Origin of the sequence: Acidovorax sp. BLS4, assembly GCF_032929295.1 — a bacterium.
Lineage (GTDB): Bacteria > Pseudomonadota > Gammaproteobacteria > Burkholderiales > Burkholderiaceae_C > Paracidovorax.
Window position 1 is genome coordinate 2,562,125 of the sequence record NZ_CP136797.1, and the last position, 25,973, is coordinate 2,588,097.

20 protein-coding genes and 1 pseudogene are annotated in these 25,973 nt (G+C 56.7%); 14 read left to right on the forward strand and 7 right to left on the reverse strand.

What is annotated here, in order from left to right:
* Positions 1–33: 33 nt before the first annotated feature.
* The 3 genes from R1Z03_RS11930 to R1Z03_RS11940 form a co-directional block, all read right to left on the reverse strand.
* A complete protein-coding gene (locus tag R1Z03_RS11930; RefSeq protein ID WP_317359968.1) occupies positions 34–2,586 on the reverse strand; it encodes a DEAD/DEAH box helicase family protein in 2,553 nt (850 codons plus the stop codon).
* Positions 2,587–2,588: 2 nt separating this feature from the next.
* Positions 2,589–2,777, reverse strand: a complete 189-nt coding sequence (locus R1Z03_RS11935) for a hypothetical protein (protein ID WP_317359971.1) — start codon at positions 2,775–2,777, stop codon at positions 2,589–2,591.
* A 582-nt stretch (positions 2,778–3,359) separates the two neighbouring features.
* Positions 3,360–4,226 (reverse strand): competence protein CoiA family protein, encoded by an 867-nt coding sequence (locus R1Z03_RS11940; RefSeq protein ID WP_317359974.1) that lies wholly within the window; start codon positions 4,224–4,226, stop codon positions 3,360–3,362.
* 18 nt (positions 4,227–4,244) lie between these two features.
* Here R1Z03_RS11940 and R1Z03_RS11945 point away from each other — a divergent pair, with 18 nt between their 5' ends.
* Entirely contained in the window at positions 4,245–5,312 is a 1,068-nt protein-coding gene (locus R1Z03_RS11945; protein WP_317359977.1) for a hypothetical protein, read from the forward strand.
* A gap of 130 nt (positions 5,313–5,442) precedes the next feature.
* Here the strand turns inward: R1Z03_RS11945 and R1Z03_RS11950 are convergent, their stop codons facing one another.
* Complete coding sequence (locus R1Z03_RS11950; protein WP_317359979.1) at positions 5,443–6,084, reverse strand: hypothetical protein; 642 nt, start codon at positions 6,082–6,084, stop codon at positions 5,443–5,445.
* Positions 6,081–6,584: a helix-turn-helix transcriptional regulator gene (locus R1Z03_RS11955; protein WP_317359982.1), complete on the reverse strand. Its 504-nt coding sequence runs from the start codon at positions 6,582–6,584 to the stop codon at positions 6,081–6,083. The genes R1Z03_RS11950 and R1Z03_RS11955 overlap by 4 nt, the downstream gene beginning before the upstream one ends.
* On the opposite strand from R1Z03_RS11955, the gene R1Z03_RS11960 reads away from it, so the two are divergent.
* The 8 genes from R1Z03_RS11960 (at position 6,583) to R1Z03_RS11995 (ending at position 15,343) form a co-directional block, all read left to right on the forward strand.
* Positions 6,583–6,861: a DNA-binding protein gene (locus R1Z03_RS11960; RefSeq protein WP_317359985.1), complete on the forward strand. Its 279-nt coding sequence runs from the start codon at positions 6,583–6,585 to the stop codon at positions 6,859–6,861. The two genes, R1Z03_RS11955 and R1Z03_RS11960, sit on opposite strands and share 2 nt — an antisense overlap.
* 387 nt (positions 6,862–7,248) lie before the next feature.
* Positions 7,249–8,007: a TnsA endonuclease N-terminal domain-containing protein gene (locus R1Z03_RS11965; protein ID WP_317359987.1), complete on the forward strand. Its 759-nt coding sequence runs from the start codon at positions 7,249–7,251 to the stop codon at positions 8,005–8,007.
* Entirely contained in the window at positions 7,988–9,979 is a 1,992-nt protein-coding gene (locus R1Z03_RS11970; protein ID WP_317359989.1) for a DDE-type integrase/transposase/recombinase, read from the forward strand. Before R1Z03_RS11965 ends, R1Z03_RS11970 begins: the two co-directional genes overlap by 20 nt.
* Positions 9,976–11,016: a TniB family NTP-binding protein gene (locus tag R1Z03_RS11975; RefSeq protein WP_317359991.1), complete on the forward strand. Its 1,041-nt coding sequence runs from the start codon at positions 9,976–9,978 to the stop codon at positions 11,014–11,016. The genes R1Z03_RS11970 and R1Z03_RS11975 overlap by 4 nt, the downstream gene beginning before the upstream one ends.
* Positions 11,016–11,753: a TniQ family protein gene (locus tag R1Z03_RS11980; RefSeq protein WP_317359994.1), complete on the forward strand. Its 738-nt coding sequence runs from the start codon at positions 11,016–11,018 to the stop codon at positions 11,751–11,753. The genes R1Z03_RS11975 and R1Z03_RS11980 overlap by 1 nt, the downstream gene beginning before the upstream one ends.
* A gap of 468 nt (positions 11,754–12,221) precedes the next feature.
* The gene (locus tag R1Z03_RS11985; RefSeq protein ID WP_317359996.1) at positions 12,222–13,574 is read left to right on the forward strand and encodes a hypothetical protein; all 1,353 of its coding nucleotides are present in this window, start codon (positions 12,222–12,224) and stop codon (positions 13,572–13,574) included.
* A gap of 60 nt (positions 13,575–13,634) precedes the next feature.
* Positions 13,635–14,087: an HAD domain-containing protein gene (locus R1Z03_RS11990; RefSeq protein WP_317359998.1), complete on the forward strand. Its 453-nt coding sequence runs from the start codon at positions 13,635–13,637 to the stop codon at positions 14,085–14,087.
* A gap of 137 nt (positions 14,088–14,224) precedes the next feature.
* On the forward strand, positions 14,225–15,343 hold the full coding sequence (locus tag R1Z03_RS11995) for a hypothetical protein (protein WP_317360000.1): 1,119 nt from the start codon (positions 14,225–14,227) through the stop codon (positions 15,341–15,343).
* 837 nt (positions 15,344–16,180) lie between these two features.
* On the opposite strand, the gene R1Z03_RS12000 is transcribed toward R1Z03_RS11995, so the two are convergent.
* Positions 16,181–19,846 carry a P-loop NTPase fold protein gene (locus R1Z03_RS12000; RefSeq protein WP_317360002.1) on the reverse strand — a complete coding sequence of 1,222 codons (3,666 nt, stop codon included), beginning with the start codon at positions 19,844–19,846 and terminating at the stop codon, positions 16,181–16,183.
* A 449-nt stretch (positions 19,847–20,295) separates the two neighbouring features.
* Between R1Z03_RS12000 and R1Z03_RS12005 the strand changes: the two genes are divergently transcribed.
* From R1Z03_RS12005 to R1Z03_RS12025, 5 genes are all read left to right on the forward strand, one after another.
* Positions 20,296–21,390 carry a hypothetical protein gene (locus R1Z03_RS12005; protein WP_317360005.1) on the forward strand — a complete coding sequence of 365 codons (1,095 nt, stop codon included), beginning with the start codon at positions 20,296–20,298 and terminating at the stop codon, positions 21,388–21,390.
* A 20-nt stretch (positions 21,391–21,410) separates the two neighbouring features.
* A complete protein-coding gene (locus R1Z03_RS12010; protein WP_317360007.1) occupies positions 21,411–22,109 on the forward strand; it encodes a hypothetical protein in 699 nt (232 codons plus the stop codon).
* Between the two features lie 795 nt (positions 22,110–22,904).
* Positions 22,905–23,120 carry a hypothetical protein gene (locus R1Z03_RS12015; RefSeq protein WP_317360009.1) on the forward strand — a complete coding sequence of 72 codons (216 nt, stop codon included), beginning with the start codon at positions 22,905–22,907 and terminating at the stop codon, positions 23,118–23,120.
* 389 nt (positions 23,121–23,509) lie between these two features.
* Positions 23,510–24,529, forward strand: a complete 1,020-nt coding sequence (locus R1Z03_RS12020) for a hypothetical protein (RefSeq protein WP_317360011.1) — start codon at positions 23,510–23,512, stop codon at positions 24,527–24,529.
* Between the two features lie 93 nt (positions 24,530–24,622).
* Entirely contained in the window at positions 24,623–24,991 is a 369-nt protein-coding gene (locus R1Z03_RS12025) for a hypothetical protein (protein ID WP_317360014.1), read from the forward strand.
* Between the two features lie 682 nt (positions 24,992–25,673).
* On the opposite strand, the pseudogene R1Z03_RS12030 reads toward R1Z03_RS12025, so the two are convergent.
* Positions 25,674–25,829 (reverse strand): annotated as a pseudogene (locus R1Z03_RS12030) (transposase); the annotation flags it as partial.
* Positions 25,830–25,973: the final 144 nt, after the last annotated feature.

The window sequence follows — 25,973 nt, forward strand, 5'->3', positions numbered from 1 at the left end:
TGTTGTTCTTCTAGCTCAGCCGCCTACGGCGGCTTACATAAATTGGTTTAGCGGTACGTAGTCTTTGACGTACTCAGGTATGCCTTCGCGCCACTCAGACGGCACAGCACGTAGGTCACCCACGCCGAAGGCCGGGTTGACGTTCAGCTCGCCAAAGCGCTTGTCGTCGATGATGGCCCGCAGTGCTGCATCGGTGGCATACGCCTTGAAGAAGTACTTCATGGCCAAGACCGCTGCACCCTGGTCTTCAGCCAGCTTGCTCTGGTTGGCCAGCAGGAACTCCTGGAATTCATCTTCCAGCAATTCATCTTTGCTCTTGAAGTATGGGATCAGGCCGAAGATCTTCTGCAAGATTTCCTTCAGACTCAGACGCCGATCTACTCCAGCTGCGCGACGCAGCTTTTCCAGGTTGAAGTACTCTGTCGGTTTGTCGAACAGATGGCTGGCCACATAGTCTAGGGCCAGCTCCCACTGCTCGTTTTCAACTTGATGTTGCAACACTGGGTCTGCCTTGACCTGCTCCTCGAATTTCTCGAAAAACATTCGATCGATTTTCATGCCTTCGTGGCCGATTTGGTGCTCGGCTACATGGTGCATGGCATCGACGCCTGTGTGCTCGTACATGCCAGTAGTTCGCGGAGGTGGTGGTGGCTCACCACCCTGTCCATCACCCTCAGCACTTCGGGCCGGGAGCTTCAGAACCTCGTCGTAGTCGAACTTTTCCTCGAAGTACTCGCAGTTGGCGAAGAAGTCGAAGAACTTGAACCGGGTCTTTTCAGGCTCGGTGATCAGTGGCTTCAGATCGTCATCGAACAACTGCTCAAGGAAGTTGTGCTTGCGAGTGCCGCGCCCTTTGATCTGCACAAAATCGGACGGCGAGTACACCGGGCGCATCAATGCCAGGTTCAAGATGTCCGGGCAGTCGTACCCAGTGGTCATCATGCCCACGGTGACGCAGACGCGTGCCTTGCTGGTCTTGTATGAGGCATTGAAGTTGCCCCAGCCCAACAGGTTGTTGTTAGTGAAGTTGATGGTGTACTGCTGTGCATCCGCCACGCTGGATGTGACCTGCACCGCAAAGTCTGACTGGTACTTGCCGGGCCAAAGCACTTCCGCCAGCTCGTTCAAGTCCTGGGTGAGCTTGGCTGCATGGTTTTGACTGACTGCGAACACCAGACCCTTGCCGAACTCGCCTGTCACAGGGTCACGCAGACCGTTCTTAATGAAGGTCTGGCAAAGCAGCTCGTTAGTTGCATTGGAGAAAAACTTTCTCTCGAAGTCCTTAGAAACGAAGCTTTGTTCCTGCTGCCCATCCTCGCCGACGGGAGCCATCACAGCATAGCCCTGCTCGGACAACAGCTTGGTGGTGATGTCGGTCCTGGCATCGACCACAACAGGGTTGATCAGGAAGCCGTCCTTGACGCCATCCAGCAGCGAGTAGCGGAAGGTAGGCTGCCCGGAATCGCAACCGAAGGTGCGGTATGTGTCCAGCAGCAGGCGGCGCTCGTGCTCGCGCGGGTCGCGGGTATTGGGCTTATTCGCGTCAAAGCTCTTCAGATAGTCGCGCGGTGTCGCTGTCAGGCCAAGCTTGTAGCCAACGAAGTACTCGAACACCGCGCGGGCATTGCCGCCGATGGATCGGTGGGCTTCGTCCGAGATGACCAAATCGAAGTCAGTGGGCGAGAACAGGCGCTTGTATTTGTTGTTGAACAACAGCGACTGCACCGTGGTGACAACGATCTCTGCTTTACGCCAATCGTCACGGCGTTCTTTGTAGATGACTGTGGCGTAGTCGTTCTTCAGATAGTCCTTGAACGCCTTGGCAGCTTGATCCTCCAGCTCTAGTCGATCCACCAGAAACAGTACGCGTCTGGCGTTGCTCGTGCGAAGGAACAGCTTGATGACGGCAGCAGAGGTCAGAGTCTTGCCAGTGCCAGTCGCCATTTCAAATAGGAAGCGGGTAGCCCCACCCGCTACGGCAATTTGAATTTCATTCAGTGCTTGCTTTTGATAAATGCGTAGAAAGCGGAGCTTGTTTTTCGCTATGAAGTCCTGACGTTCGTCAACATTGAGCCACCCGGCCTCTCTTTCGTAAGCAGGCATTTGGGTTTGGATAATGTAGTCGCACCCGATTGATTCAGCGACCAGTCGCTTCAGATCAGGCTCAAACTTCCGGTAACTCTGGAGGGAGTCAGGCGAAGGGAAAACAGTAATGACGTGCGGATTCCCCTGCTTTAAGTCCCAGAAGTAGTGAAGGTTACCGTTTGAAAGGATCACAAACCGGCAGTTCAACGACCTAGCATACTTGCGCGCCTGCTCCTTGCCCACTAGAGGATTCTTGTCTTCAGACTTGGCTTCCAGGACAACCTGCGGAAAGCTCTTGTTGTCCAGAAGCAGGAAGTCAACAAAGCCGTTTTTGGTTGACTCGAAGTTCTCGCCCAGATCGTTGATTTGGTCCTGGCTCAGCTTGACATTCGGCTCTAAAGCCACGTTAGCTTTACCCTTGGCATCCTCGAAAAAGCGCCAACCAGCGGACTCCAGCAGCCTATTGATCTTGATGCGCGCTTGCGCTTCGGCTTTCGCCATTCTTATGCGCCTCCGTCAGCTGGCTTATGTTGATTGCCCAGCTTGAGGTGGTGCGCACGGGCGTATTCCAGCACAAGGATTTCGATCATAGAAGCAACTGATCGACGCTCACGGTCAGCCGCTAAGCGCAAGAGCTTCTTGATATCGGCGGAGGTGCGGATGGAAAGGCTCTCGTCTTTCAGGCGTGACATGGAAGTTGTCTCCTCAATGGGGCCATGCAAATGTACTGCCTTTGCGATGGCCATAGCGCGTAGTGCAATTGGCGTGCGCAGGTTTGCGCAGCGGTGGAGTCCGCGAGAAATGTTCCTTGAATGCGAAATCCGGATTATTCGGACAAGGAGGCAAGCTGAGGCATACTTAACGCTGAACGAATGCAATCCGATGCGTCTTCCAGATCGTTGAAGGGTAGCTAGCTGCTAAGTCGAAAGCCGCGCTATGCTCCAATCGACAAGCAATTGGCCACGCCGAGCCTCAGGCGCGAAAACCGGCTGGCGCCGGCTTTCCCCTCGCGCGTCAAGTGGTATGCCACATGCCAAAGCAAATGAGTTGTTGCGCGTCATGTAGCACCTGCCATACGGCGCCTGGGCGTGGGGCAGGTGCGAACTACAGTGGCGTTGGGCCATGGCTTGTTGATTTCCACACAGAAGTGCTTCCCTAACCCAGTTCGCTTCTAGAAACAAATAGTTTATGCCGTTCATGGTGCGAAGCTCATTGCAGTAGGTAGGCTCGCCATGTGTTCACATGCCGCCAAGCGCTCCAAGTCATGTTCGGCACTATGCGGCTGAAGCAATGGTGCGCAGCTGCAACCGAGCCTCCTGCGCCCTGAAGCGTGGAATGACCCAGCTATGGTACGCCTCACGGTACCGACCAAAATGTGCGCGTGCGACGGTTCGTACAACAGAGACAACGTCTGGGTCATATCGCACCGCTTTGATGGCGATATCTCCGCTGGGCAGCTCTTTTACCGATATCCAACGTCCATAGATCGTCACGATTTCCTCCGGGAGGAAGCGTTGCGTAGGGGCGTTCTCAGCAGAAGCATCTACCGGCTGCTCGGCCTCAACGTTCTCGGGCCAGAGCCAAGCTTTTCCCGCAACATCTTCCAAGATGGCATGTTTGACTTTGGCAACATCAAAGGCGGTGGGGGTGAACGCACAGAGATCAATCTCCAAAGCAGGTAGTTTTAGTTGCTCATAGGCTAGGCACTTGTCCGCACCGCAAAAAGACGAGTAGGCGACTTCAATGGCCACCGTCACCCCTGCAGCCGTCGCCGCCAACAAGTCGGGCCGCAACTCTTTAACAACAACTTCCTCCTCGATGTCAGTGCATGCCAACAGGATAGATGGATCTAACCGTCCGCCGAATCCCAGCGCTTGAGATGCAGCGGGAGTCACTGGGACTACCAACCCTCGGGCTTCGATGACTACTCTCTTGGCAAAGCGGTGCAGATCTGATTCGTAGTTAGAAGCGCAGGGTTCAGCGTTCGAGCTGTGCGCAAAGTGATGCTCCCTGAGTTCGCCCTGCCGGGCAATAACCGGTTCACCGCAAACAGCACATCGGCAATCACAGGCCAAGCCACGCTCGACCTCGCTCACATGAACAAAGCGATTGGATTCGTGCAATGCGAATAGTGACAACATAGGGATTCCAAGAGTTGAGTGAAGGAAAACCAAGTGTTGCGATCCGAATCCCTGCCAACCAGCCCTGAACCGGTTGCCAACGGGTTGACCCAGCCCACTTTTCGCGATCTGTTGCTGTGTCTGCGCGACTGGCTGGACGTACAGCGCGATGAAGCCACGGCATCGAGGCTTGTGCGCGCATTGGTGAGCGAATCCATCACCCTAAGTGCCAATTCCAAGGGGGGACAGCCGCCTGAATTCGATGCACAGGAGCTCACCGAGGCTTGCGATATGCCGGAGCAGGAAGACTATGAAGCGTCCTCGACCAAGGTCAAAAACGCTAACTTGACCCGTTATCTCGAAAGTCGCCGATCAAGCGTCGAAGCCTTCTTTGAGGGACGAGGTTTCCGCCATGCGCTTCGACTAAAGAAACTGTCTCCCGGTGGTCGGCATCGTGCGCGATGGCTACTGGAGGTCTACTCAATCGAAAACAATGATGACGCTGCGGAGGGACGACCCGATGATCAACTGGTTGAAGTCCTCTCAGATACCGACAAACAACAGATCAAGTACGAGTACGCTGAAGCAGGCTTAGTGAAGTGCTCATTCATCGCTAAGCCACTGCTTGGCAAAGGATCGTTCAACATCAAATCAGTTCGGGGCTTGGCATTTGGGAGCACCATCCTCTTGCCCGCGCTGTGCGTACTGTCACTGGCAGGAGTTGGGTGGTTGCACCTTTTTGTCCATCGGCCATTGGCAACTTCCGACCTGGCTTTTGCCGTATTGGCAATTTTGATCAGTTGGATTTTGGGAAAAGCAATCCGCGATGGCTGGTGGCTGCTTTCAGATCGAATTGCTCCGGCGTCGGAGCTGCTGGTCAGTTGGAAGGAAGCTCCCGCTCAACTGGAAAGCTTCAGGGCGGGGGACGAACGCGTTATCGGTTTGGTTCGGTACACAGCCACTTGTCCCGAGTGCTCAGCAGCGGTTGAGTTGCGTTACGGGGAGGGTCAAGAACGGCGTCGGCTATTTGGCTGCTGCGTGGAGTCACCCCAAGAGCATGTGTTTACCTTTGATCGGGTTACCAGACGCGGCAGGCGTATTAGATAACCGTACTCAGCCAAGCCATTGAGTCCTGGTTGCAAACCGAACTGTGTCGGGCAGGGCGCGTATCACAAGGCAGGGTTCATCTGCACCATCCGTTTGTGAAGAGACCGCGTTAGTGAGAATCGTTGCAAAGCTAACGTTGATGCTGACGCTGCTCTTGCATTGAAATGACAGTAGCACTCTCAACGTTGTGCTGCACCCCAATGCGCTCAACGGTTTCGCCCGCGCTCGCTGCAGCATCAAGCGCTCGAGTCGTATACAAGCCCCATCCCGGCCAAATCAGCCAAAAGAAGAGCGTAACCCCCCCTGCGATGGCGGCCTTTATCTCCCATCTGGCAGGTGAGGAGGCGACTTGGGCCATCAGCATCAGCCAAATTGCCAGAAAAATCCCCAGAGCAGACATCGCGAGAAGCGTATAGCCCCAACCTCGACGAACCTGCACCTTGTGGTTGACCCGAACTACATCTCGATTCAGAGCCAGGACTCGAAGGTCAGACCTGGATGCCCCGGCCCGTTCGCTAGCCTCAAGGACGCGAATGACAACAGGATCGGAAGGTCTCCAGTACATGGCGCCCTTTACAAGCTTGCGATGCCGCTCAGTGAGCTGACGCACAGGCATTGAGTCCTCACCGAACTCCTCCAAAGCATCTGCCAGCTTTTTCTCATTGCGCCGAATTTGCCATCCTGTCCACCAGACGCCGGACCAAAAGCGATCACGCGCTTTAAGAAACCCTTTGGCCGCATCCTTCAATCTAGAAGCAACAGTCATCATCAAGTGCCCGTCAGCCTGCGTAGTTCATTACGCAAGGAATCCAGGCTCTGGTCTTGACCGCTTTTGTCCTTGAGCGACGCACACAACAATTGAAAGAAGCGAGCTCGAACCTCCAGTGGCAGAGGCGCGCCATCTTCATCTACGCAAAACTCATCCACGATCCGATAGATGTTCAGCAGCGCTGGGTAGCTGACCGTCAGTGTGTCGCCACCGGCAGCGGCCTGCCGCGAGCCGATGACCAAGTACGACACATCAACACCGATTCCGCGCAGCTTTTCTAGGTAAGCCACATCGGGGGATCGGATGTCGGTCTCATAGATGTGCTGAGTGGTGCGGGCAACACCACCGACGTCGGCAAATTGCGTCTGACTTAGCCCCAGCCGCTCTCGCTCTTCTCTTAGCCGGCTCCCGAACGATTGGGAGTTGACGCAGCCGGGCGGTTCGCTATGATGTCCTGAATTCAGAACAAACTTGCCCGTTTTCGAAACTTTTTGACCCGTCATGACGCAAATCGTACCAGTTTGTACCGTTGCTGACGTCCGCGCTGAGTTCAAGAAACGTGGGATCAGCGTGAGCGAGTGGGCACGTGTGCGCGGTGTTTCCGCCCAATTGACCTATCAAATCCTTGCCGGACGCAAGGCTGCCATCCGAGGTCAAAGCCACGAAATCGCAGTTTTACTGGGTCTGAAACCCGGTCTGCTTGGCAATGCCGATGAACTTCGGTTTGCTCACACTCCATCTATGACCGACTTGGCAGATAGCCAGTCCGAACAGCCATAAATTCATTTCTCGGCAGCCCAAGGCTGCATTCCCCGCAATGAAGAAACAACCAATCTCGTTCAAGGAGCCCAGCATGTCGCCGTAACTGCCAGCTGGGAAAGCACAACGCCCCGAAACCGTTCCAGCGGTAGCGGGGCGTTTTGACGTGCAAGCAAATGGTTCTGCTTGTCTGCATTGTCCAAACGTACAGACGCGCTGTCAAGCGCGAGCGCTGCGGGCCAACTCGCGCCTACGTACTGCTCTCCCACTCCCCAAAAAAGCTCAATTTCGTCCGCCGCACTGCGGCGGTGGCTATGTGCGCGCCCCTCCGGCGCAGTGGAGTGAAAACATGACTGCAAACCTATGACTTGAGACGGCCCTCGCCGTCACTTGACACCCTGCGAACCCATGGCCTACGTCCATAGAAAGGCAGCGGTTCGCAGTCCAGTTCATTTATTTCAGCGGCATTTGCCTCTCACTTTTTACAGGGGCAGGCCCGACCATTCCTCAAAGAAAAACATGAGAGCAAGAAAAGTCATAACCCGCAGCGGGCGCGGCATCCGGGGAAAGTTTCCCAGCAAAAAACTGCAAAAGCAGGTTCATTGGGAAACGCTTCTTGAGCGGGATGCAGCGCTGCTATTCGAGTTGCACCCGCTCATTGCGTGGTACCAGGAACAGCCGAGCAAAGAGACGTACTACGACGAATGCGGAAAAGTCCGCATCTGCTATCCAGACTTCTTGCTCCGCCTCGCCGACGGAAGCGAGGCGTGGATCGAAGTGAAGCGCAAAGTTGATCTTTCACGCACCAAGATTAAGCAAAAGCTCGAACTGATCGCCCTTCGGTTCGCCGAGCAAGGACGCAGCTATCGAATTCTCAGCGAGGACCAAATTCGCCGGGAGCCGCTACACACCAATCTAGAAGAGCTCTGGAAGGCCACGAGAGCCGTCCGGACTGACACGAGCGTGCATTCAATCGTGAACGGTCTGAGCAACCACCGGCTTTATACGACGGCGGAGCTATCGGTACTTTTGGGCGACGAACAAGTTGTCCTTGCGCTCATCGCGCGCGGCCAGCTGCGGACAAATCTGGAGCTGCAGCTCACCCCAGCGAGCAAAGTATGGACCGCACTGAACAAGGAGGCCGGCGATGGTGCGTTTCTCCTTTAGAAAGGGTCTTCGATTCCTGCAGGGCACGAAGATCTGGACGCTTCTCAAGCGTACGGCTACCTGCAAATTGCAATTCGAACACGAAGACTCTGGCGACATCGAAGTCTTGACGGAACAAGAGGTGTATCGACGCTGGTCCGATGCGACCTGGGTGGTGGACGAAACTTCACTGGGGCCGACCAAAGAGCTGATCTACCTCGCTACACCCCAGGATCTGCGATCGCTCAAACCCGACGAGCAAACAGAAGTTAAACGCAGGCTCGAATACCTGAACCGAGCGCAGAAGCTCATGATGGAAACGCCTAAAGGCTTTGTCTGCAGCCCGGAACGCCTAACCAGAGCAATACAGGTCATCGCCTCAGAACAGGGAGACAAAGCGCCTCCAAGTTGGTCTTCGCTCTGGCGCTGGTGGACTTCGTTTCGCGCGACCCGGTGTTATTCCAAATTGGTGGACGGCCGCTGCCGCAACCATTTCAAAACTGATCCTGTTCAGTTTAGCGTTTTTGAAGAAACGGTGAACGAAGTCTTCCTGAACAGACAGCGCATGCCCGGTAAGGCAGTGGCGGACGGTGTGGCAGATCGCTTTGCGCGGATGAACCGCAGCCTGCCGCTTGATCAACAGCTCAAGCCGCCATCCAAGTCCACCATATACAGATGGCTGAACACGCTATACCGGGCCGTAGTGGACAGGGCGAGGGAGGGCGGCTCCTACACAGAGCGGGAGCTCCGCATTGTCACAGGGACGATGCAGGTCAAAGACATTTTGGAACGATGGGAGATCGACCATACGCCGCTTGATGTCCTTGTCGTGTGTCGCATCACGCGGATGGTCTTAGGTCGGCCATGGCTCACCTTGGTGATTGATCGCAAGAGCCGCATGATCATGGGCTTCTACATCAGCTTCCATGCTCCCTCCGCCTATTCGGTTCTATATGCGTTGCGCATGGCAATCCGCCCCAAGGATGAACTGGTCGGATCCATCAAGGGGATCAAGAACCCCTGGCCCGCACGCGGTCTGCCCGGAAAAGTCGTGGTGGATAACGGCATGGATCTGCACTCCGATGCTGTCGATCTGTTCGGTTTGGAAGCGGGAATCGAGATTCAATTTTGCCCAGCTGCGCATCCCGAGTTGAAAGGTGCAATTGAGCGAGTCTTCGGCACCCTCAGCAGGGACTTGTTTCATCAAATGCCTGGTACCGTTTTTCACTGTGTTGACGAAAGGCGTGACTATCCGTCGGAGGAAACCGCGGCCTTGGACATCGACACCGTAACCCACATCCTCGTCAAGTGGGTTGTGGATGTCTACCACTGCACCCCTCATAAAGGCTTGCAGGGCAAAACACCTTTATTTGTCTGGCAAGAACTCGAAGGAAAACGAGCCTTTGATTTGCCTGCATACCCGAGACAGCTTGATTTAATGGTCGGTCAAATCGCTACTCGGACACTGTTTCACTATGGGGTTGAGTACGACCATGTTCGCTACAACTCTCCCATCCTAGGCTCGCTTCTTGAACGCTCGCGCGAAAAGCTTGTGGTCCAGATCCGGGTCTATGAACACGACATTTCGTACGTCGACGTACTGATGCCCAGCACGGATGAATACATCCGTGTCCCAGCGAATGACCAAGAGTACTGCGAAGGTCTGAACCGTCACTCTCACCTGCTCGTGCGGCGGCAGGTGGTCAAACGCTTTGGCGATGAATGGACCCAGCAACAGCTGCGTGAAGCCAAAGCAGAGATCCAGCAAATGATCGCCGACGCGTTACGCTGTCACAAAACTGCAAAGCGCAAAAAAGCCGCAGCCTTCTCGATGCAGGACAGCGATGGCGCAACCGCAGCCCGCGCAAGCGAGGCCATGGATCAGGCGCTCCAGCCTCTGATACTGGAGAAAGCTCCACCGCTTCCAGTCCTGGCTCAGTCTACGTTGCTCCCCAAATTCAACATCAGTACCCAAAGCCTGGAGATGGCATGAGCAAAATTGCTGAACTCCGCATGCTTGGGCTTACAGGTACTGCAAGGTCCAAGAACCAGGCCCACTACGTGTTCACGGTACGTGATCGCATCATTGAACACGACAGCTTTACCAAGGCAGTGCGAGCTATTGCGCTAGCGCATGAAAGATGGACGCTCGCCAAGGTTCCAGGGGCGCTGCTGATCTACGGCCAGAGCGGCTGCGGAAAGTCAACTGTCCTTCGATACTACGTGCAGCAGTTCCCACGCCAATCCACTCCTCGCAAAACGATCATCCCCGTGCTGAGGGTGGTGGCGCCCGAGTCCCCCACGGTGCGTTCGTTCACGGAAGCAGTGCTTGTAGCTCTGGGCGACACGGCCGCTGCCCGTGGTTCCGCTGCCGTGAAAACCCAGCGCATCATCCATTTCGTGAAAGAGTGCGAGATTCAGCTGTTACTGATTGATGAATTCCATCACTTCTGCGACAGCAAGCGCCCTGAGTACCGGCGAGTGACTGACTGGCTGAAAAACCTCATCAACGAATGCGGTGTACCTGTCGTGCTCTTTGGTTTGCCACGGGCAATTTCTGCGCTGAATTCCAATGAACAACTCAGGCGTCGATTCTCTTCTCCCATACATCTTGCGGAGTTCGGATTCGCTACTGCCGAAGAACAACTCACCTTCCGAAGCGTTCTTCAACACCTGCAGTCACTCATGCCCTACCAAGAGGGGTTGGATTTGAGCGATTCCGAGGTGGCAATGCGCTTTCACTTCGCCACCAATGGCTTGATCGACTACGTAGTCAAAATCATTGATGAATTGGTGATTGCATCGGCTCGTAATCCGCACCCCACTGTGGACTACAACGCCCTGCAACACGCATTCAAGGTCCAGGTTTGGGCGGATGTTCCTGATGCACTCAATCCATTCAATCCGGCCATCACACCGCGACGGCTGGACAAAGCAAACGAGCCATTCTCTATCTGGGATGACCCCACTGCCTACACACTCAGCCAGCGCGCAAGGGCTGCAACCGGTTCAGGAAAGCGGAATAAATAATGGAGAGCAGCCTCCCCAACCTGTTGCTGACACCACCACTGGAAGCAACAGAAAGCCTACGCGCCTACATGTACAAGGCGGCGTTAGTGAATGCATATCCACGTCTGTACGTTGGCAATGCGCTTGCACTCGCGCAGTGGTTTGTGAGTCTCGTTGAAAACCGAGACCATGAGCTAAGCCAGAAACTCCGTTATCGATTGACACCGGAGCCGACCACCAGCGGCAAAGCGTCTTTCTTCTACCTAGGAAAGGACCAGCTACCCATATCTGCGATGCGCACCAGTGCCCGCAACGTTTGCCCACACTGTCTCTCCGAGGAGCCGTGGTCTCGCGGTGAATGGGAACTGAAGGCATACATCGCGTGTGAAAAGCACGGCGTGCGTCTTCTGGAGAAATGCGATCAGTGCAAACGCAAGCTTTCTTGGGATCGAACAGAGCTCTTGCATTGCTTCTGCGGCCGATCGCTCACCGACGTACCAACGCAAGGCGCGCTGAGTTGGGAAACGAGGTGGTCCGTGCAAGTGGGGATTTCGGTCCGTGAATCTATCAACAGGATCCATCGCGCGGCATCGGATGGATTTATTGATCCCCCAATTCGCCTATTCAAGCTTTTGGAAATGGCCGATGTGATCCGGGCAGGTTATTACTACGCAAGTAACTATGGGGACGGATCGATACCAGACTTCAGCAAGTGCACGGACCATGCCGGGCTCAACAATCTTCGGGCTCTGACCTGATCGACCAGTGTGTCGATCAGGCGCCTTATGACTAGCTTACTGTTACGACCATCCCCGCTCGAAGCAGAGGGTCCGAGCAGCTATCGCATGAGACTGGCTGATTCGAACATGTTGCCGTTCAGTGCGATTGAGCAGGAGGACATGTACGGAGTCGAGGATGACCCAACCGCCACGCAGCTCTGTCTGCGATGGCTTTGTCTGCAAACAGACAAAGCTGTGTGGCTCCATCGCAGAGCCCGCTGGTGTCCGCGATGCCTGGGCGATCACGGCTTTGGGCGTGTAGGCTGGGAGCTGCTTTTTGCAGACGCGTGCGCCTCTTGCGGAAGTTGGCTCGTGGACGTTTGCCACCAATGCGGCGTCCCAGTTACGTGGAGTCGGTCATCCATGACACGTTGCCGATGCAACGCCAATCTCTGTGACGCTCCATCGAGCGCCGCGCCCCAAGCAGTTGTTCGATTGAGTCTATCCATGGAACAGCTGGTACGAGGCCTTCCGGAAACGGAAATGCCGGAGCTCAAGCGGCTGCTCCCACAGCAATGCAGCCGATTGGTTCGATTGCTTGGCGTATACGGTTCTTCCCAACATGCGCGGGCACCGCAGAAGATTGCTACAGCAGAAGCTCTCGATGTCTCCTGGACGGTAAGCACCGTCGCGGCCGAAATGCTGGCGACCTGGCCAGCAGGGCTTCACCATATGCTGGAGCGCCAGAGCGACCTGGCCGCAGGTCACGCGAACTCGGGACGATTGCCGGCCGTCTTTGGTGGGTTCTACCGAGCACTTTACGGGGCCTTCAAAGATCCGGAGTTCGACTGGGTGCACGCGGCATTCGAGGACTACATCGCTGGTCATTGGTCCGGCGCAATGGGCCGACGAAACCTTCGGATGCCTGAATCACTATGGTCAAGGTTGAACTGGGTGCCGATCTCAGCGGCCGCTTCGCAGACTGGTCTGTCGAAACGGCGGATATCGGAACTGATAGATCAGAACGATCTTCAATCTGCACGGCGAACCACGGCGTCAAGACGCGAGTTTGTGATGATTCGTCAGGCAGATATCCAAACCTTGGTCAGCGCCAGAACCGACGAAGTCTGCTTGGCGGAAGCATCTTCGGTTATGGGGGTAAAGCGACAACGGTTGAGCAGGCTATTACCCTTTCTCTGTACTGATGCCAAGAAGTCAACCTTGCATGGCACTCCGTGGCTCATTCCAAAGGATTGGGTTCACAAATGGACTGAAATGCTCGAAGCACTGGCCGAGCACGACACAGTCCCTTCCTGGGCAACTTCTCTGGATCAACTGCTGCGCTATGGCCCCTTGGATGAGCAGCGACTCTGCATTTTGTTGAGGGACGTTGAAGCCCGAGATTTCCAGCCCATCGGCCGCTACACAAAATCTGCTGGTTTGGCAGGGCTTTTGTTCCATCGCGGTCACCTTCTCGAAAGGTATGGAGGCCAGCGGAGCACCATCTTGCCCATCCCCGGCGTCGCTGCCCGACTTGGCGTGAAGCAGGAGGTGGCATATGCCTTGGTGAACCTCGGCCTCCTAGAGGTCGAGATATACACCTGCGGTCGTCGGCAGGCCCAAGGAGTGAGCATAAGGTCGCTTGAGACATTTCACACTGTCTACGTATTGGCCGCCAATGTGGCCAAGTCGTTGGGCCGTTCTTCTCGCGCGGTGATCAAGGCACTTACCGACGACGCCATCGAACCGATCGCAGGTCCTGCACTGGGGAACTGTAGACAGACCGTCTACTTGCGGAAAGACCTGGAGACGGTCCCATGGCTTGCTAAAGGGAGCGGGGCAAAGCCTAACCTTTGGTAGCGAAGCAACCGGTCCCCCGATGCGACGACCTTCATTGTCAAACGAAATAAGAGAAATCTCATGCCTATACTTTTTTTGGATTTCGATGGCGTGCTTCACCCTGAGCACTGCCATGAATCTAAACACTTCTGCCTCCTACCCGTGCTGGAGAATGTCGTACGACAGGTCCCGGAGCTTGGACTGGTCATTGCGAGCACCTGGCGCTTGCAAGTCTCGCTAGACGAGCTGCGCATGCACTTCACCCCTGACGTAGCAGCCCGAATCGTCGGTGTGACGCCGCAGTTTTGTAGCTTGAATGATGTCCCAAGCACCTTGGTCAGCTACGAGAGGGAGGCAGAGTGTCACGCATGGTTGTGGGCCAACCATATTCCGCACGTTGGATGGCTTGCTGTCGATGATCGCTCTTGGCTCTACAGGCCGTTTTGCAAGTCGCTTTTTTTAGTGAATGGCAAAGAGGGGCTGACTCGATCCACTGCAGAGCAGCTGTTGGTCAGACTACAGCAGTTGTTGTAGTGCAATGCCGGCAGGTCAATCTCGATGAAGGATTTTCCCAGTGTGGTGGGGCATATATGCCAGTCGAAGCATCTACGGTATTTGGTTACCGTGAGAACGACTCGCTCGAGGATAAGCGACACGGCGTTGCTTGAACAATGTCCGGCTCTTCTCAATATCTCACACCAATGACAACTAAGCCTGCCTCAAATCCACCAGAGTTCTACCTCGAAGTGTCCATAACGAATGCGCTACTGGGCCTCAATGCCACGCCAGCGGTCAAGCCAAGAGACGCTACCCCTTCGCTCTGGGACATCTCTAAAGCGCTTCACGACGTCGCGGACCAGATGCTTGAGGGCGCACCAATTGGACACACCGCGGTCAGTGATCGTTACGTTGCCAACTGGCAATTCAGTGGAACTTTTGACAACCCTGGCCTGCCAGAAGGCCAACCAGCGCCTCAGTCTATGAGGGAACCGAATCCGGAGCTAGAAGGCGACGGGGAGCGAGATACTCGCCCCTTTGATGAGTTTGAAGAATCCGAGATCACGCACGTGAGTGGCTTTCGCATTCCGGACCCGCAGCCGGTAGCAAAGGCGTCTAGAAAGAAGAACGCACGACCCATCTATCGCTATATGCCCTTCAAGCCCGGTAGCCTCGCTGGGGAAGGAAGCTGGCAGGCAGCTGCCAGAGCGCTCAATGTCTTCGCGGTGCTACACGCAGCCCATCGCGGCCCTGAGAAGCTCAAAGTCAAAGATCTCCGGCCATTGTTTTTCCGTAGCAGCAGCGACCTCATTACATATCGTGAGGGCTGGAAGGCCGGTCGGTTCTGGAGTGTCGAAGCGTTTAAGAAGGCAGTGTGCGCGCGCGAGAAACACACAGGGGGCCTCATCAGCGAGCACGTGATGCCACGCAGCCAGACTTTGATGAGGGCTCTCAAAATTGAAGACGCTGGGGAGGCTGCGGAATTCGTCTGGAATAGCAGCTTCGAATGCGTGGTGACTTCTGCGGAAAATAATGAGCTTACACGTCAGGATGTCACGCGCCCGAGGAGCGAGATATGGCTGTTCGAGAACGGCCCGTGGCAGCGGTACGCTGGAACAACCATTCGCATCTTAGATGTTGCATGCAGTGGGCAGAGATGGCTGACACCGGAGGATCGTGAAACGCTACAAAGTCTGGATCTCCTCGCGGAATGGGATGCGTCGCTTCTCAACCATGCCGACCCCGAGATCCTCGCTCAGTGGGGCACTTACGTTCCCGTGGAGAAGAGGTAGAAGCCACCAGCTACAACGTTCCCTAGGGAATCCGCGCGGAATGGCCGCCATCTTTCGAACCTGCAGTGAAGCCTGCGGGCAACCCGGCTATATCCGAAGACTACTGGCGGCTGCGCACCAACGGTATCTGAGTTTCAGAGCCTGTCAGGGGGCATGAATCCATAAACCTATCGAGCGCTCGCTGGCTCGCCCGCTGGGGAGTTAACTGGCCGAAACGAGCCAATGTGCATTGCACCACTCATGCCGCTACCTAGTACCACGCCCGTTAGCAGTTGCTCAACGACTGGATGGCGACCAAAGTGAGTTTGGTGCTTGACCGCCACCTGCAGCGGTCGCTGCAAAGTTAGCTTCCACCAAACTACAGGCACAGGCTGGTTGCAGACAGTGGCCCTAGCCGCTAAGAGTGGCTGCTACCGACCCATTCCAGCCCTTTGAGTTGCTTGGACTGGACGCCTAAAACCAGCCGTTCATAGATAAGCATCACGCTGATGCGCGCCGCGGAAATGACAGTACGCTCGCAGTTTAAGGCGGGCTTCCGGTACGCCAAGGCCGGGGCTATCCTGTCGGATCTTTTAGGCCGGTCATGACTAGAGAGCTCGACCGGTTCTCAGCCGCCGAAGAGCCTGTCGAGACCCCGCCGCGCCGCGCCCATGCTAATGGCGGCGATGGACGCGCTGAATCACCGCTACGGGGTGCGACTCGGTAAGGCTCGGCAGCACCGGAATGGACACTAACGGCGCCGAGCCCGTGGTGTGGGCCACAAGCGGGAACGCCGCTCTCCGCGCTACACAATGATGTGGAACAAGATGCCCACTATTGGCACCTGAGGGACTGGCTTCAGGTCCTGCGACGCGTGAGATCGAACGAGAATCGGCCGACGATGGTCAGCCAGTGCTGGACTCGTTCGATGGGCAGGTCCCGGGCATCGTCGGTGATCAGACCTCCCAGTGCTTCCTTAATTCCGTTAGCGACATGATGCCGGCCCTCCGGCGGGTGTAGCAGCGCGTCGTGCAGACGTCCGTCGGAGGGCTGTTGCGCGAGGAACTCGAACCACTGCGCCGCGCGATGCGGCGACGAGATCTGCTGGGCCAGCAAGATCATCGCCATCCGGAACTCGCCAGGGAAGTTCGCGGAGCCTTCGAAGCGCGCCAGCTCGTTGGCCGGTACCGTGGCCTTCATGATGCGATAGACGTTGCTGAATCGCTTGGCTGCCCGGGGCGACGGGATGAACGCGTGCAGACGCTTGGCGTACTCGGTTTCCCAGGCCTGAATCGTCAACGCGGCCTCGTCCAAAATCGTGTCCGGCGACTCGTCGCTGGTGCCGGCCTGCTGTGGCGCCGGCGTGAACGCATTCTCGTCCTCGGTGACCGCCTTGGATACTAAGGAGGCCGAGGTGACATTCGGCTGTTGGGCCAGCCAGCTGGCCTGATCCTCGGGGACGGTCACGTCCCGCGGAATCGTCGGACCGGCCGTCGGGGCTTTCGGCTCCTCAGGTGTCGCCTCGGGCGCGGCCGGGGCCAAGACGTCACCGTCGCCGGCCGGCTTAAGCAACGCGTCCATCATCTGCCCGAAGCCGCCATCTGTCATCGGCCGCAGGGCGTAAGGAATCTGGAAGATCTTCTCCAGGTAATGCTGCGGCGTGGCCGTCCAGTGCTCGGCACCGTCATCCCCCTCCTGCTCCTGCTCCTGCTCCTGTGCCAGCTTCGCGACGTGGTCGTCGAACTGCTTGAAGTGGCTGGACAGGGAGTGCAGGAGCCAACGCGAATCCACGCCCACTACCACCACGAACAGCGGATAGGCCAGCAGCAGGTGGACGGCCTGCAGCACTTCGACCACCTTGTCGGCTGGGCAGCGGTCCAGATCGTCGATGTACAGCACAATGCGATCAAGCTGCGCAGCCTCGCCCTCCTTGGGCTTGAGCCGGTCGACCAGGATCTCGAAGTCGCGCCGGATCGTCGTGAAGATGCCCAGCTGCTTGCGGTAGTCGTCGGACTTGTGTCGGTCGCTCAGGAAGCGCGCCAAGCTGATCTTCTCGCGCTCGGTCTCCAGCCGTGTGATCTCCACCTGAGCCGCGGCGACCTGTTCGTCGGCGGCGACCTTGGCGGCCTTGGCCTTGTCGACGTCCCCCTGGAGCTGCGTCTCCGATGTAGGGACTTCCTGGCGCTTGGCCTGTAGGAGCTGGTTCACCCAGTCGCGCGCTGACTCCAAGTCCTTCCTGCGTTCGCTGAAGCTCGCCATGGCCTTGCGCAGCCAAGTGGCGGAGCCGGCAAGCACGGCGGTGATCTGCGCGGAGATCGCGCCAAGCTTGACGAGCCACGTCTGGTCCGCCGTCACCCACCGGTTCACTGCCACAGAAACCAGCGGAATCACGATCACGGCGGCCAGCAGCGCCAGCCACAGAGGCCTGCGCGATTCCGTGGTGACCGACCGCGCGAGGCTGACAGTGACATCGGCCTGTGACCGAAGTTCCGACAACGCGGACTGCCAACTTTCTGCGGCGTCGGTGAGATTCTTAATTCCCACGCGTGTCGCAATCTCCTTGATGGCCTTCTTCGCCGTGTCGTCCTTGTCGATCAGGCGCTTCCAGTCCTCCGCACCCAACTCGGTGACCTTGACCGGGCGTTGCTGGCGCTCGGCTTCCGCCGTCGCCAGTTGTTCGCTCTTGATGCGCAGCTCCTCGCCGGCCTGATCCGCCTTGAGCATCGCACTCTGCTGGTCATGCACCGCCTGAAGCATCTGCCGGTCGATCTCCTCACGCTGTTCGGCCGGTGACTTGAGCCCCTGCACGCGGTTGTGCAGCTTCTCCAGCATGCAGCTGACCAAGCTCGCCCACAGATTGCTGTCGGCGTAGTGCCAGGCGTTGAACTCGATGTGCTCCACTTCCTTGCAGAAGGGCGAGTTGCTCCCCTGACGCTTCGCCTGTAGGGAGAAGGCTTTGGCTTGGCGCCGCATCTCGCCCATGAAGAAGCTCTTGCCCGAGCCCCAGTCCCCGAACAGGCCGATGGCCAGTGGTGGGCTCACGTCGTGGGCCGTCATGATGGCGGCGAGTGTCCGGGCCTCGGCGGTGATGCCCAGGCGATCGGTGACTTCGTCCGCCTTGTCGCTGTGGAACCCCGGTCGGTGCCGCGCGCGGCTGGGCGTCTCTTCGTTCAGGCGACGCAGCTGGTTCAGCAACTGTTCGGCCGAGTACCGCAGCTGCGGGTCGGACAGGCACTGCTTGAGCGCCCCGATCGTCTCCGCGGGTGGCAGCAGACTCAGCAGATGCACGAAGTGCTCGCCCGCCTGGTAGGCCGAGCCGGCCGTCGTCGTGACGATCTCCCGCGTGACGCGGGCCGATGTCCACCGATCCAATAGGAGGGGCGCCGCGGCCTTGGCCATCGGCGGCGGGGTGAAGGCGTAGAGCACGTCGTACGCGAGTGCCGTATTGCTGGCCGACGAGAACAGCATCTCGGTTAGTACCGGTGCCAACGGTGGCACCGGGACGATCCGCAGGGGTCGTAGCACCTGCCACAAGTCCCCAAAATCGCTGGATTGAAGCCGATTTGTGAGCTCCTCAATGAGCTCGGGCTCGGACGACCGGAGCATGAGCTCGGCCAGCAAAAGGATCTCGGGTTCCTTGTCGCCCTGGGCGAGATCGATCGCGTCATTCGCGAAGCTCACCTCCCGGCCGTAGAGTCCCGCCAGCGTCCAGAATCGCACATCGCGATCAGGCTCTACGGATTCCTGCAGGTGCTGAAGGATCAGATCGGCGTTGCCTTCGGCATCCAGTTGGATCAGCGCGCTCAGCATCCAGCCCCGGATTGACGCCAGTCGCTTTGGTGAGCGGACGGCGGCTGCGAAGTTTTCCTCGGTCCCTACGGCGAAGTCGCCGCGCAGATGCCTGCGAAGGATGTAGGCGACGGCGCTGCGGTCATTGGCATGCAGGCTGTTGAGCTGCCTCAGCGCGTCCAAGCGCTCCCGATCGCTGCCGTCCTTGAGGATGTGCAGCACATGGGCGATGCGGGCGCTGGTCAGCGGCTCGTCAGACCGGACGTTGGATGTCAGGGAAGAATCGCGCCCAGTGCGAGAGAGCGGTTCCATTTCGTTCGGGCTCTCGTTGGCTTCGCGGATCGCTTGGACCAGTTGCGCTAGCTTCGTGTCGTCGTGCTTGGTGAGGTCGACGTAGAGCAATCGGCTGAAAAGCCCGCCGAGTTCGCGCCCGGCGGCTTCGGAGACGACGCCGATCCGGACGGGGAGAATCCGCCGCCCGGTAGTCTGGAAGGTCGCAACCTGCTGCAGCTGGGTCTCGCCCCACCCTCTGTCGCCAAGGAACACCACCATGCAGCGTGCGTCGCTGAGCGCAGGTCCTTCGTCGATCGGATCGCCCGGCTTGACCTTGTCATGGAAATAGTGGGTCCGAAGTCCGTACTGCTTGAGCTGCTCGTTGATCTCCGAGACTCGGGTATCGCCTTCCCGGTACGAAAGAAAGGCGTCAATCGGCGCGTTGTCCTGGATCGCTTGCACTGTGTACTCCCTGTCGTATGGTCTACCGCTGCGGTCTCGACTTTATCGGTGCAACGCTGCGTGTGGGGCAGGGATTCCGCCAGAGCCACTGGCCGGCTACGCAGCGTCTGCGTCGTCGGCTTCATCGAACACCACGCGCAGCGCATACGCCTGCAGGATAGCTGCTCGCCTCTCCCGCCATCTTCGTAGCAGTGCCCCCAGCGCCACTGGACACGTCGATACCCGAATGGGTGACCACATGCAAGACATTGTTTGCTGATGACCGGGCCTTGCGCATGATCGAGTTCGTTTCAGAGCGGACGAGCCCAGATTTCCACGGCGACATGTCGGCGAAACGGATGCACTCTATGCATATGAGCAGTCACGCTTACCAGCGTATTCTTTGCGACCATGGCCATCCACTCGACCTTTGCCAGACTTCATAATTGCGGCCAAAAGGAGGGAAGGAAATGCCGGTTGAACTTGGTGTTTGGCGAGTTGATCAGGGGTTGCAAGCCGTGCTGCATCAGCCCATGGCTAACGAGAAGAAGCTAGAAGACCTGATTGAGGCGAACATCGCGGTGGTTGCGCCGCACCTCATGGTCATCGGCCGGCAAGTCCAGACCAGCTATGGGAAGTATGTCGATCTTCTGGCGATTGACCGGGCCGGAAACCTGGCAATCATTGAACTCAAGCGCGACATGACACCGCGCGATGTAGTAGCCCAGGTGCTGGATTACGGCTCTTGGGTCATTGGCCTGCAGAGCGATCAGATCGCGTCCATCTGGGGTAACTACGTCGAGAAGTACCGCCCCAGCGACAAGGGCATGAGTCTCGATCAGGCGTTCTGCAAACGGTTCGGCTTGAAAGAAATGCTTGATGAGCTAAACACCGAGCATGAGCTGATCATTGTCGCCAGTGCTTTGGATGACAGCACCGAGCGAATCGTGGAGTACCTCGCTGGCTACCACGGAATCAACATCAATGCTGTTTTCTTTCGGATGTTCAAGGACGGTGATCGTGAGTACCTCACACGCGCCTGGCTTCGTGACCCGACGGAAGATGCGTCCGATTCGCCCGATGCACCAGCCAACAGTCATTGGAACGGTGAGTACTACGTTTCCTATGCCGGCGAGAATCGCGAGTGGAATGAGGCCCAGAAGTACGGCTTCATTGCGGGCGGAGGCGGGACCTGGTACAGCAACACCCTACAGATGCTGTCTCCTGGAAATCGTGTTTGGGTAAACATCCCGGGCACGGGATATGTCGGCGTTGGAGAGGTGACAGGTCTCAGGGTGCCTGTAGATGACTTCACGTTTGACGAGAACGGCTACACCAAAAAGATCACCGACACCGATGCCGTCATCGCCACCCGGACCAAGTACGCGGAAAGTCCGGAGAACGCGGAGTACCTAGTGCCTGTGAAGTGGATCAAGACTGCGCCTGTCGCCAACGCGATCAAAGAAAAGGGCTTCTTCGGGAACCAGAACACCGTTGCGAGGCCAACCTCACCCAAATGGCTACATACCGTGGCGCGGCTCAAAGAACGTTTCCAGATCGACTAGATATCGCTGGAGACTGCACTTTGACAGGTTCTTCTTCAGCTCCGCAAGACTCTCCTTGCAACGATCCTGTAGTTGCGCTCGCTGATCGATCCGACGAGTTCGAGGACGCCATACTGGCCTGCTTTCCTTCTACAGGTGTGGTCCTGGCCATTGAGTCCGAACAAAACCAATTGGCCTTGAGCGCATGCCACCTGTGCATTGAGCATTCCAAGGTAGTAAAAACTGCATTTGCCATTGACGCCCCGAGCTCTGCATGCGGAGTTCTTCGCCTTCAATATGAGGCGCTGCTGCGGGCCTCATGGCTCCTCTTCGCGGCAACTCCAGCACAGATCGAAAAGCTAGGCAGGGAACTGACGCCGGAAGCCGAGCTTGCAGCCAAAACTCTCCCGACTGCTGGTGAGATGCTCTCAAAGGTGTTGGCAGCAGCCCCGGCAGGGTTGACTGCGCATCTGGCGGAGTTCAACGAGTATTCACGACACGCCTTGAACTCGTATGTCCACAGCGGGATTCACCCGCTTCGCCGAGTGCGTGAGGGATTTCCGGTGGAGATGGCGCTGAATCTGATTCGAATCTCCAATGGGCTCATGCACATGGCTTACCGAATGCTTGCCATGCTCATGGGGTTACAGCGGCGAATGGACAAGGTGACGCACTTGTATCAACAGTTCACCGATTGCTGCCCAATGGCCCCATCGGGTGAAGCGTCTGCAAAAAGCTAGGTCCTGCGAGCTAGATTTTCCCGGCTGTGTTTGGATAGAGCTCAGGGCGTCCCAGCGATCCTTATTCAATTACCCATACAGTGTCCACTCCGCTTGTCGAGAACATGCATCAGCAGCATGCCCTAGAGCGTTGAGTTCAGTTAAGAAGTGGCCCTCATCCGCTAGACGGCCAGTTTTACGAGGAATTGACACTCAAAGCATCCACCCTGAAATTAAATCTCCCTTCCTGTTCTGACTGGAGGTTCACCATGGAAAAGCGCTGGTGCAATGCGTGCGGGGAGTCGTTTGAACCCCGACCCCAAACCCCTCACCAGTTGTACTGCGCGAAGCCAGAGTGTCAGCAGTCACGCAAACGCTTGTGGCAAAAGACAAAGCGTAAGACTGACGAGGACTACCACGAGAACCAGGCTCAGGCCCAGTCTAGTTGGCGCAGGGACCATCCAGATTACTGGCGCCGTTACCGTGAATCACACCCCGAATACACCGCGGCCAATCGGCAACAGCAGAAGCAACGCAATGCTCGGCGCTCCTCTTCTTTGCACGCGTCCCCAATTGCAAACAGTGACGCGTCACTAAAAACCTTGCCCGTATTGGGCATATTCAAACTCATCGCAATCGCCCCAACCACGTTGGCAGGAAAACATGAATGGATTGTCCAAATCAGCTTGGCGCCTTGATTCAATTCTGAGACGTGTGATTGCAAAGAGAGGACTTCATCGCCAACAGATGATGACGCTGGTAGTGTGGTGTTGCCGTTACTGACCAGGGAGATGTTTCCAGGTATCCGCCAACACGGTGACTGCCAGCTACACCCGTGCGATGCTCGCAGCGACACCCGAAGAAATGCTGGTCGGCGGCAAGAAGACGGTTCGCAGCGCCGCGATGTCACAAGAGCAGGTGGCACGGATGGAAAACGAGATGACCAACCTGTTTGGGGCAGTACAAGCTGGCCGAGCAATCGCACAGCGAGGACATGCTGAACTTGATGATCGCCCGAGGCTACATCGTTAAGCTCGTAGACAACGCGCGCGTGCTGAGGTACATGCAGACCCACTTCCCAGAGGTCTTGGAAGAATTCGCCAAGATCGTGGAGATGACGACCGTGGAAACGTGAGCGCGTTACGCTTGTCCCCGCGAGGGTGGCGCTAGCATTGGCCCCGAGGCAGCGATCAGCTTCTGCTGCCAATTTTCCCGAACCGCGCAAAGTCCTCCAACTTCTGTTTTGGAAAACACATCTATTGACAGCTAGCTCGTCTAGCTGATAATCGAGATGTGGACCTTACGCTTGATCGGGTCTTGTCCACGTTAAAACAGCTTCACATACCACTCTCACAGGACTTCCTGGGCGTGTGCGGGATGCTTACCGGTCTGTCGCACTCGCTCCAATTGGAATTCCTGTCATGCATTGCAAATTGCAATCAGGTGGCGGTGCGCCGTCGTCTGAAACCAAGCGATTACTCAAGCCTATCGGTGAGGCTGTACTCGCAGAACTAGTTGGTCGTGGTCACACTCTTGTGCTTTCTCATGCCCAAGAGCTCGTAGCGGCTGGGTTTGGGTTCCACACGCAAAAACTGTTGCTTCAGAGCGGAGCACGTTTTGTCTCATCTTCAACTGCGCATACGGACGGACACAGTCAGATCCGAACTGCAGCGATTGAGCGCCGCTGCCGTGCCCTCATGCCTGGCATCAGCGAAGTTGAGGTTCTGTCAATTGGCATGCGTGTCACTGATCACCTGTGCCAAAGCAATCTTGTGATTGATGCACAGGATGCCTTTCTGCATCCTTCCACGAAGTCACAAACAATTTTGTGTTCGCTTGCAGCCGACTACGACACGTTCAGGCCGGTGAATGCTTCGGTGGCAATCCACGCAGGCATCCTGCCAAAGTTCGAACTTGCAGGATTTCGGTCTATTGATGTTCACAGGCTCAAGAGTAGCGGCGCTCTTTTTGGTGACGCGACGCATCTTGCAGACGGTGTTGTGTCAAAAATGGTTCGTCTTTGGATGTCGGCACCGCCGGACGCTGCACGATTCCCAGCGCCATATGAAGACCACTACCAGGGCCATGATCTGAGGCTCATGCCAGACGCGCGGGACTCAACATTCGCAAGACTCGGTGCCGGTTTCTGCTTGGTAATGCAATCGCAATTTGGTAGCCGCAGGCAACACGGACCGGACGCGACCGTAAACACCACCTTTTTCACACCGGTCGCCGAGTTCGCGGCTCGTTCTGGTTGGTATTTCACTTGGGTGATGTCGTCATCGATGACACATCTTTCGCAGACAAAATGGCGCGACAGAGGTGCCCCACTGTTGGACTTGGGCAATTGCCCCCTCGTCGAGTACTGCGCGAAGTGCGATCAGCTCCATAGCGCAGATAGTCCACCGTTCTTCGCCCATACGGGCTGCAACCGACACTAGTTGCCTGTAGCGTACTGCTGGTTGCGCTATGAACAGGCGCACGTAATCGAACTAAGAATTTTTACCCGCATTGCCCTCCCCAAGGAGACCCAAATGACAACTAAACTTCCTGCAAACATCAACAACAATGCCCCCGCTTTGCCTGTGTCGGCTGACCTACTTTTGAGTCAGTTCGGCAGCATCAATGAAGCGTTCAAAAACATGAAAATCCGAAACGCTGAACTGGAGGATGGCACTCGGTTTGATCGCGACATAAAGACAGGTAAGACCATTCTCATTAGCAATGGCGTCGCCGTAGTCGAAACACCAGAATCGATCCAAGTCATCATTGCAAAGCCCGATGTGCCTCGGACTCAAGCAATACGCGCACTAGATACCCCCCCTACCTTCACTCAAGAACAACAGGGCGCTTTTGTGGAGCGCTCCCAAGCATGGGTCTCGACGAATCAGAACCAAGAATAGCTACCCCAAGGCTTGCGGGACTTCCGACAAGGTAACGCTCAACCCATCGGAGAATGCCGCCTGCTTTGGTCGAGAATAGCCCTCTGACGCCTGCTCTAGAGAAGCAAAAATCGGAGGTTTCGAGGGGGCGGTGCGGGAAAATTGGCAATTCGACCCCGGTGCCTGCGAAGGTATATAGGATCTTCGCAGGTTTGTGAGAATGCTTCTTAGATCCGTTCCTACTGGACCTGCAAATGTCATTGGTTCGCAAGGCTCTGGGTTTGCAGGTTCAGTGAGAACCTACAGACGTTTGTGTGGACGCGAGCAACGTTTTGCCGTTCTGAACGCAAAGCTCTGCCGGTCGTCGTGGTATCTGAGGCTCGCATCGGGCATTCAGCCACTGAAAAACATGACGCATGAAGGTCCGGCATTGCCGGGCTCTTTTTTTCGCGTGCTCCTAAATGGCCCGGTACGTCATCCGCGACAAATACCGCGACTACACCGAGCACACCCCGCTCAATTAGCGATCACTCCAACGTCGGCACCCATTCGGTGGCTGAAGTGCCCTCCATCGAGCTGATTCGCAGCTACGAAAAGCTGGAAAAAGATCCGACCTTCCGCTGGTCGATGCGTATCCCGTAGGGGGACCTTCGACGCCCTACTTCGCGGAGACATCTACAGCCTAGGTGTGTTGCTGTATCAACTGCTGACCGGACACCGCATAGGCCTTGATCCACTTGTACAGGCTGTGCTGGCTCACGCCGATTCGGGTAGACACATCGGCCACCCGATGGCCTCGCTCCGTGATCTGCTTGACCGCTTCGATCTTGAATTCTTCGGGATATGGCTGCTTTGTCATGGCACCTCCTATTGGGCCTCAGGTTTGAGGCTCGAAGGTGTTTAGTTCAGCCGGGGCGATTCAGTCTCAGATAAACCGGCAGAAGCTTAGGCGTGCCTCAGGCTAATATCTCGCTACGGCCCGAAAAGAGGCCGCAGGAGCGCA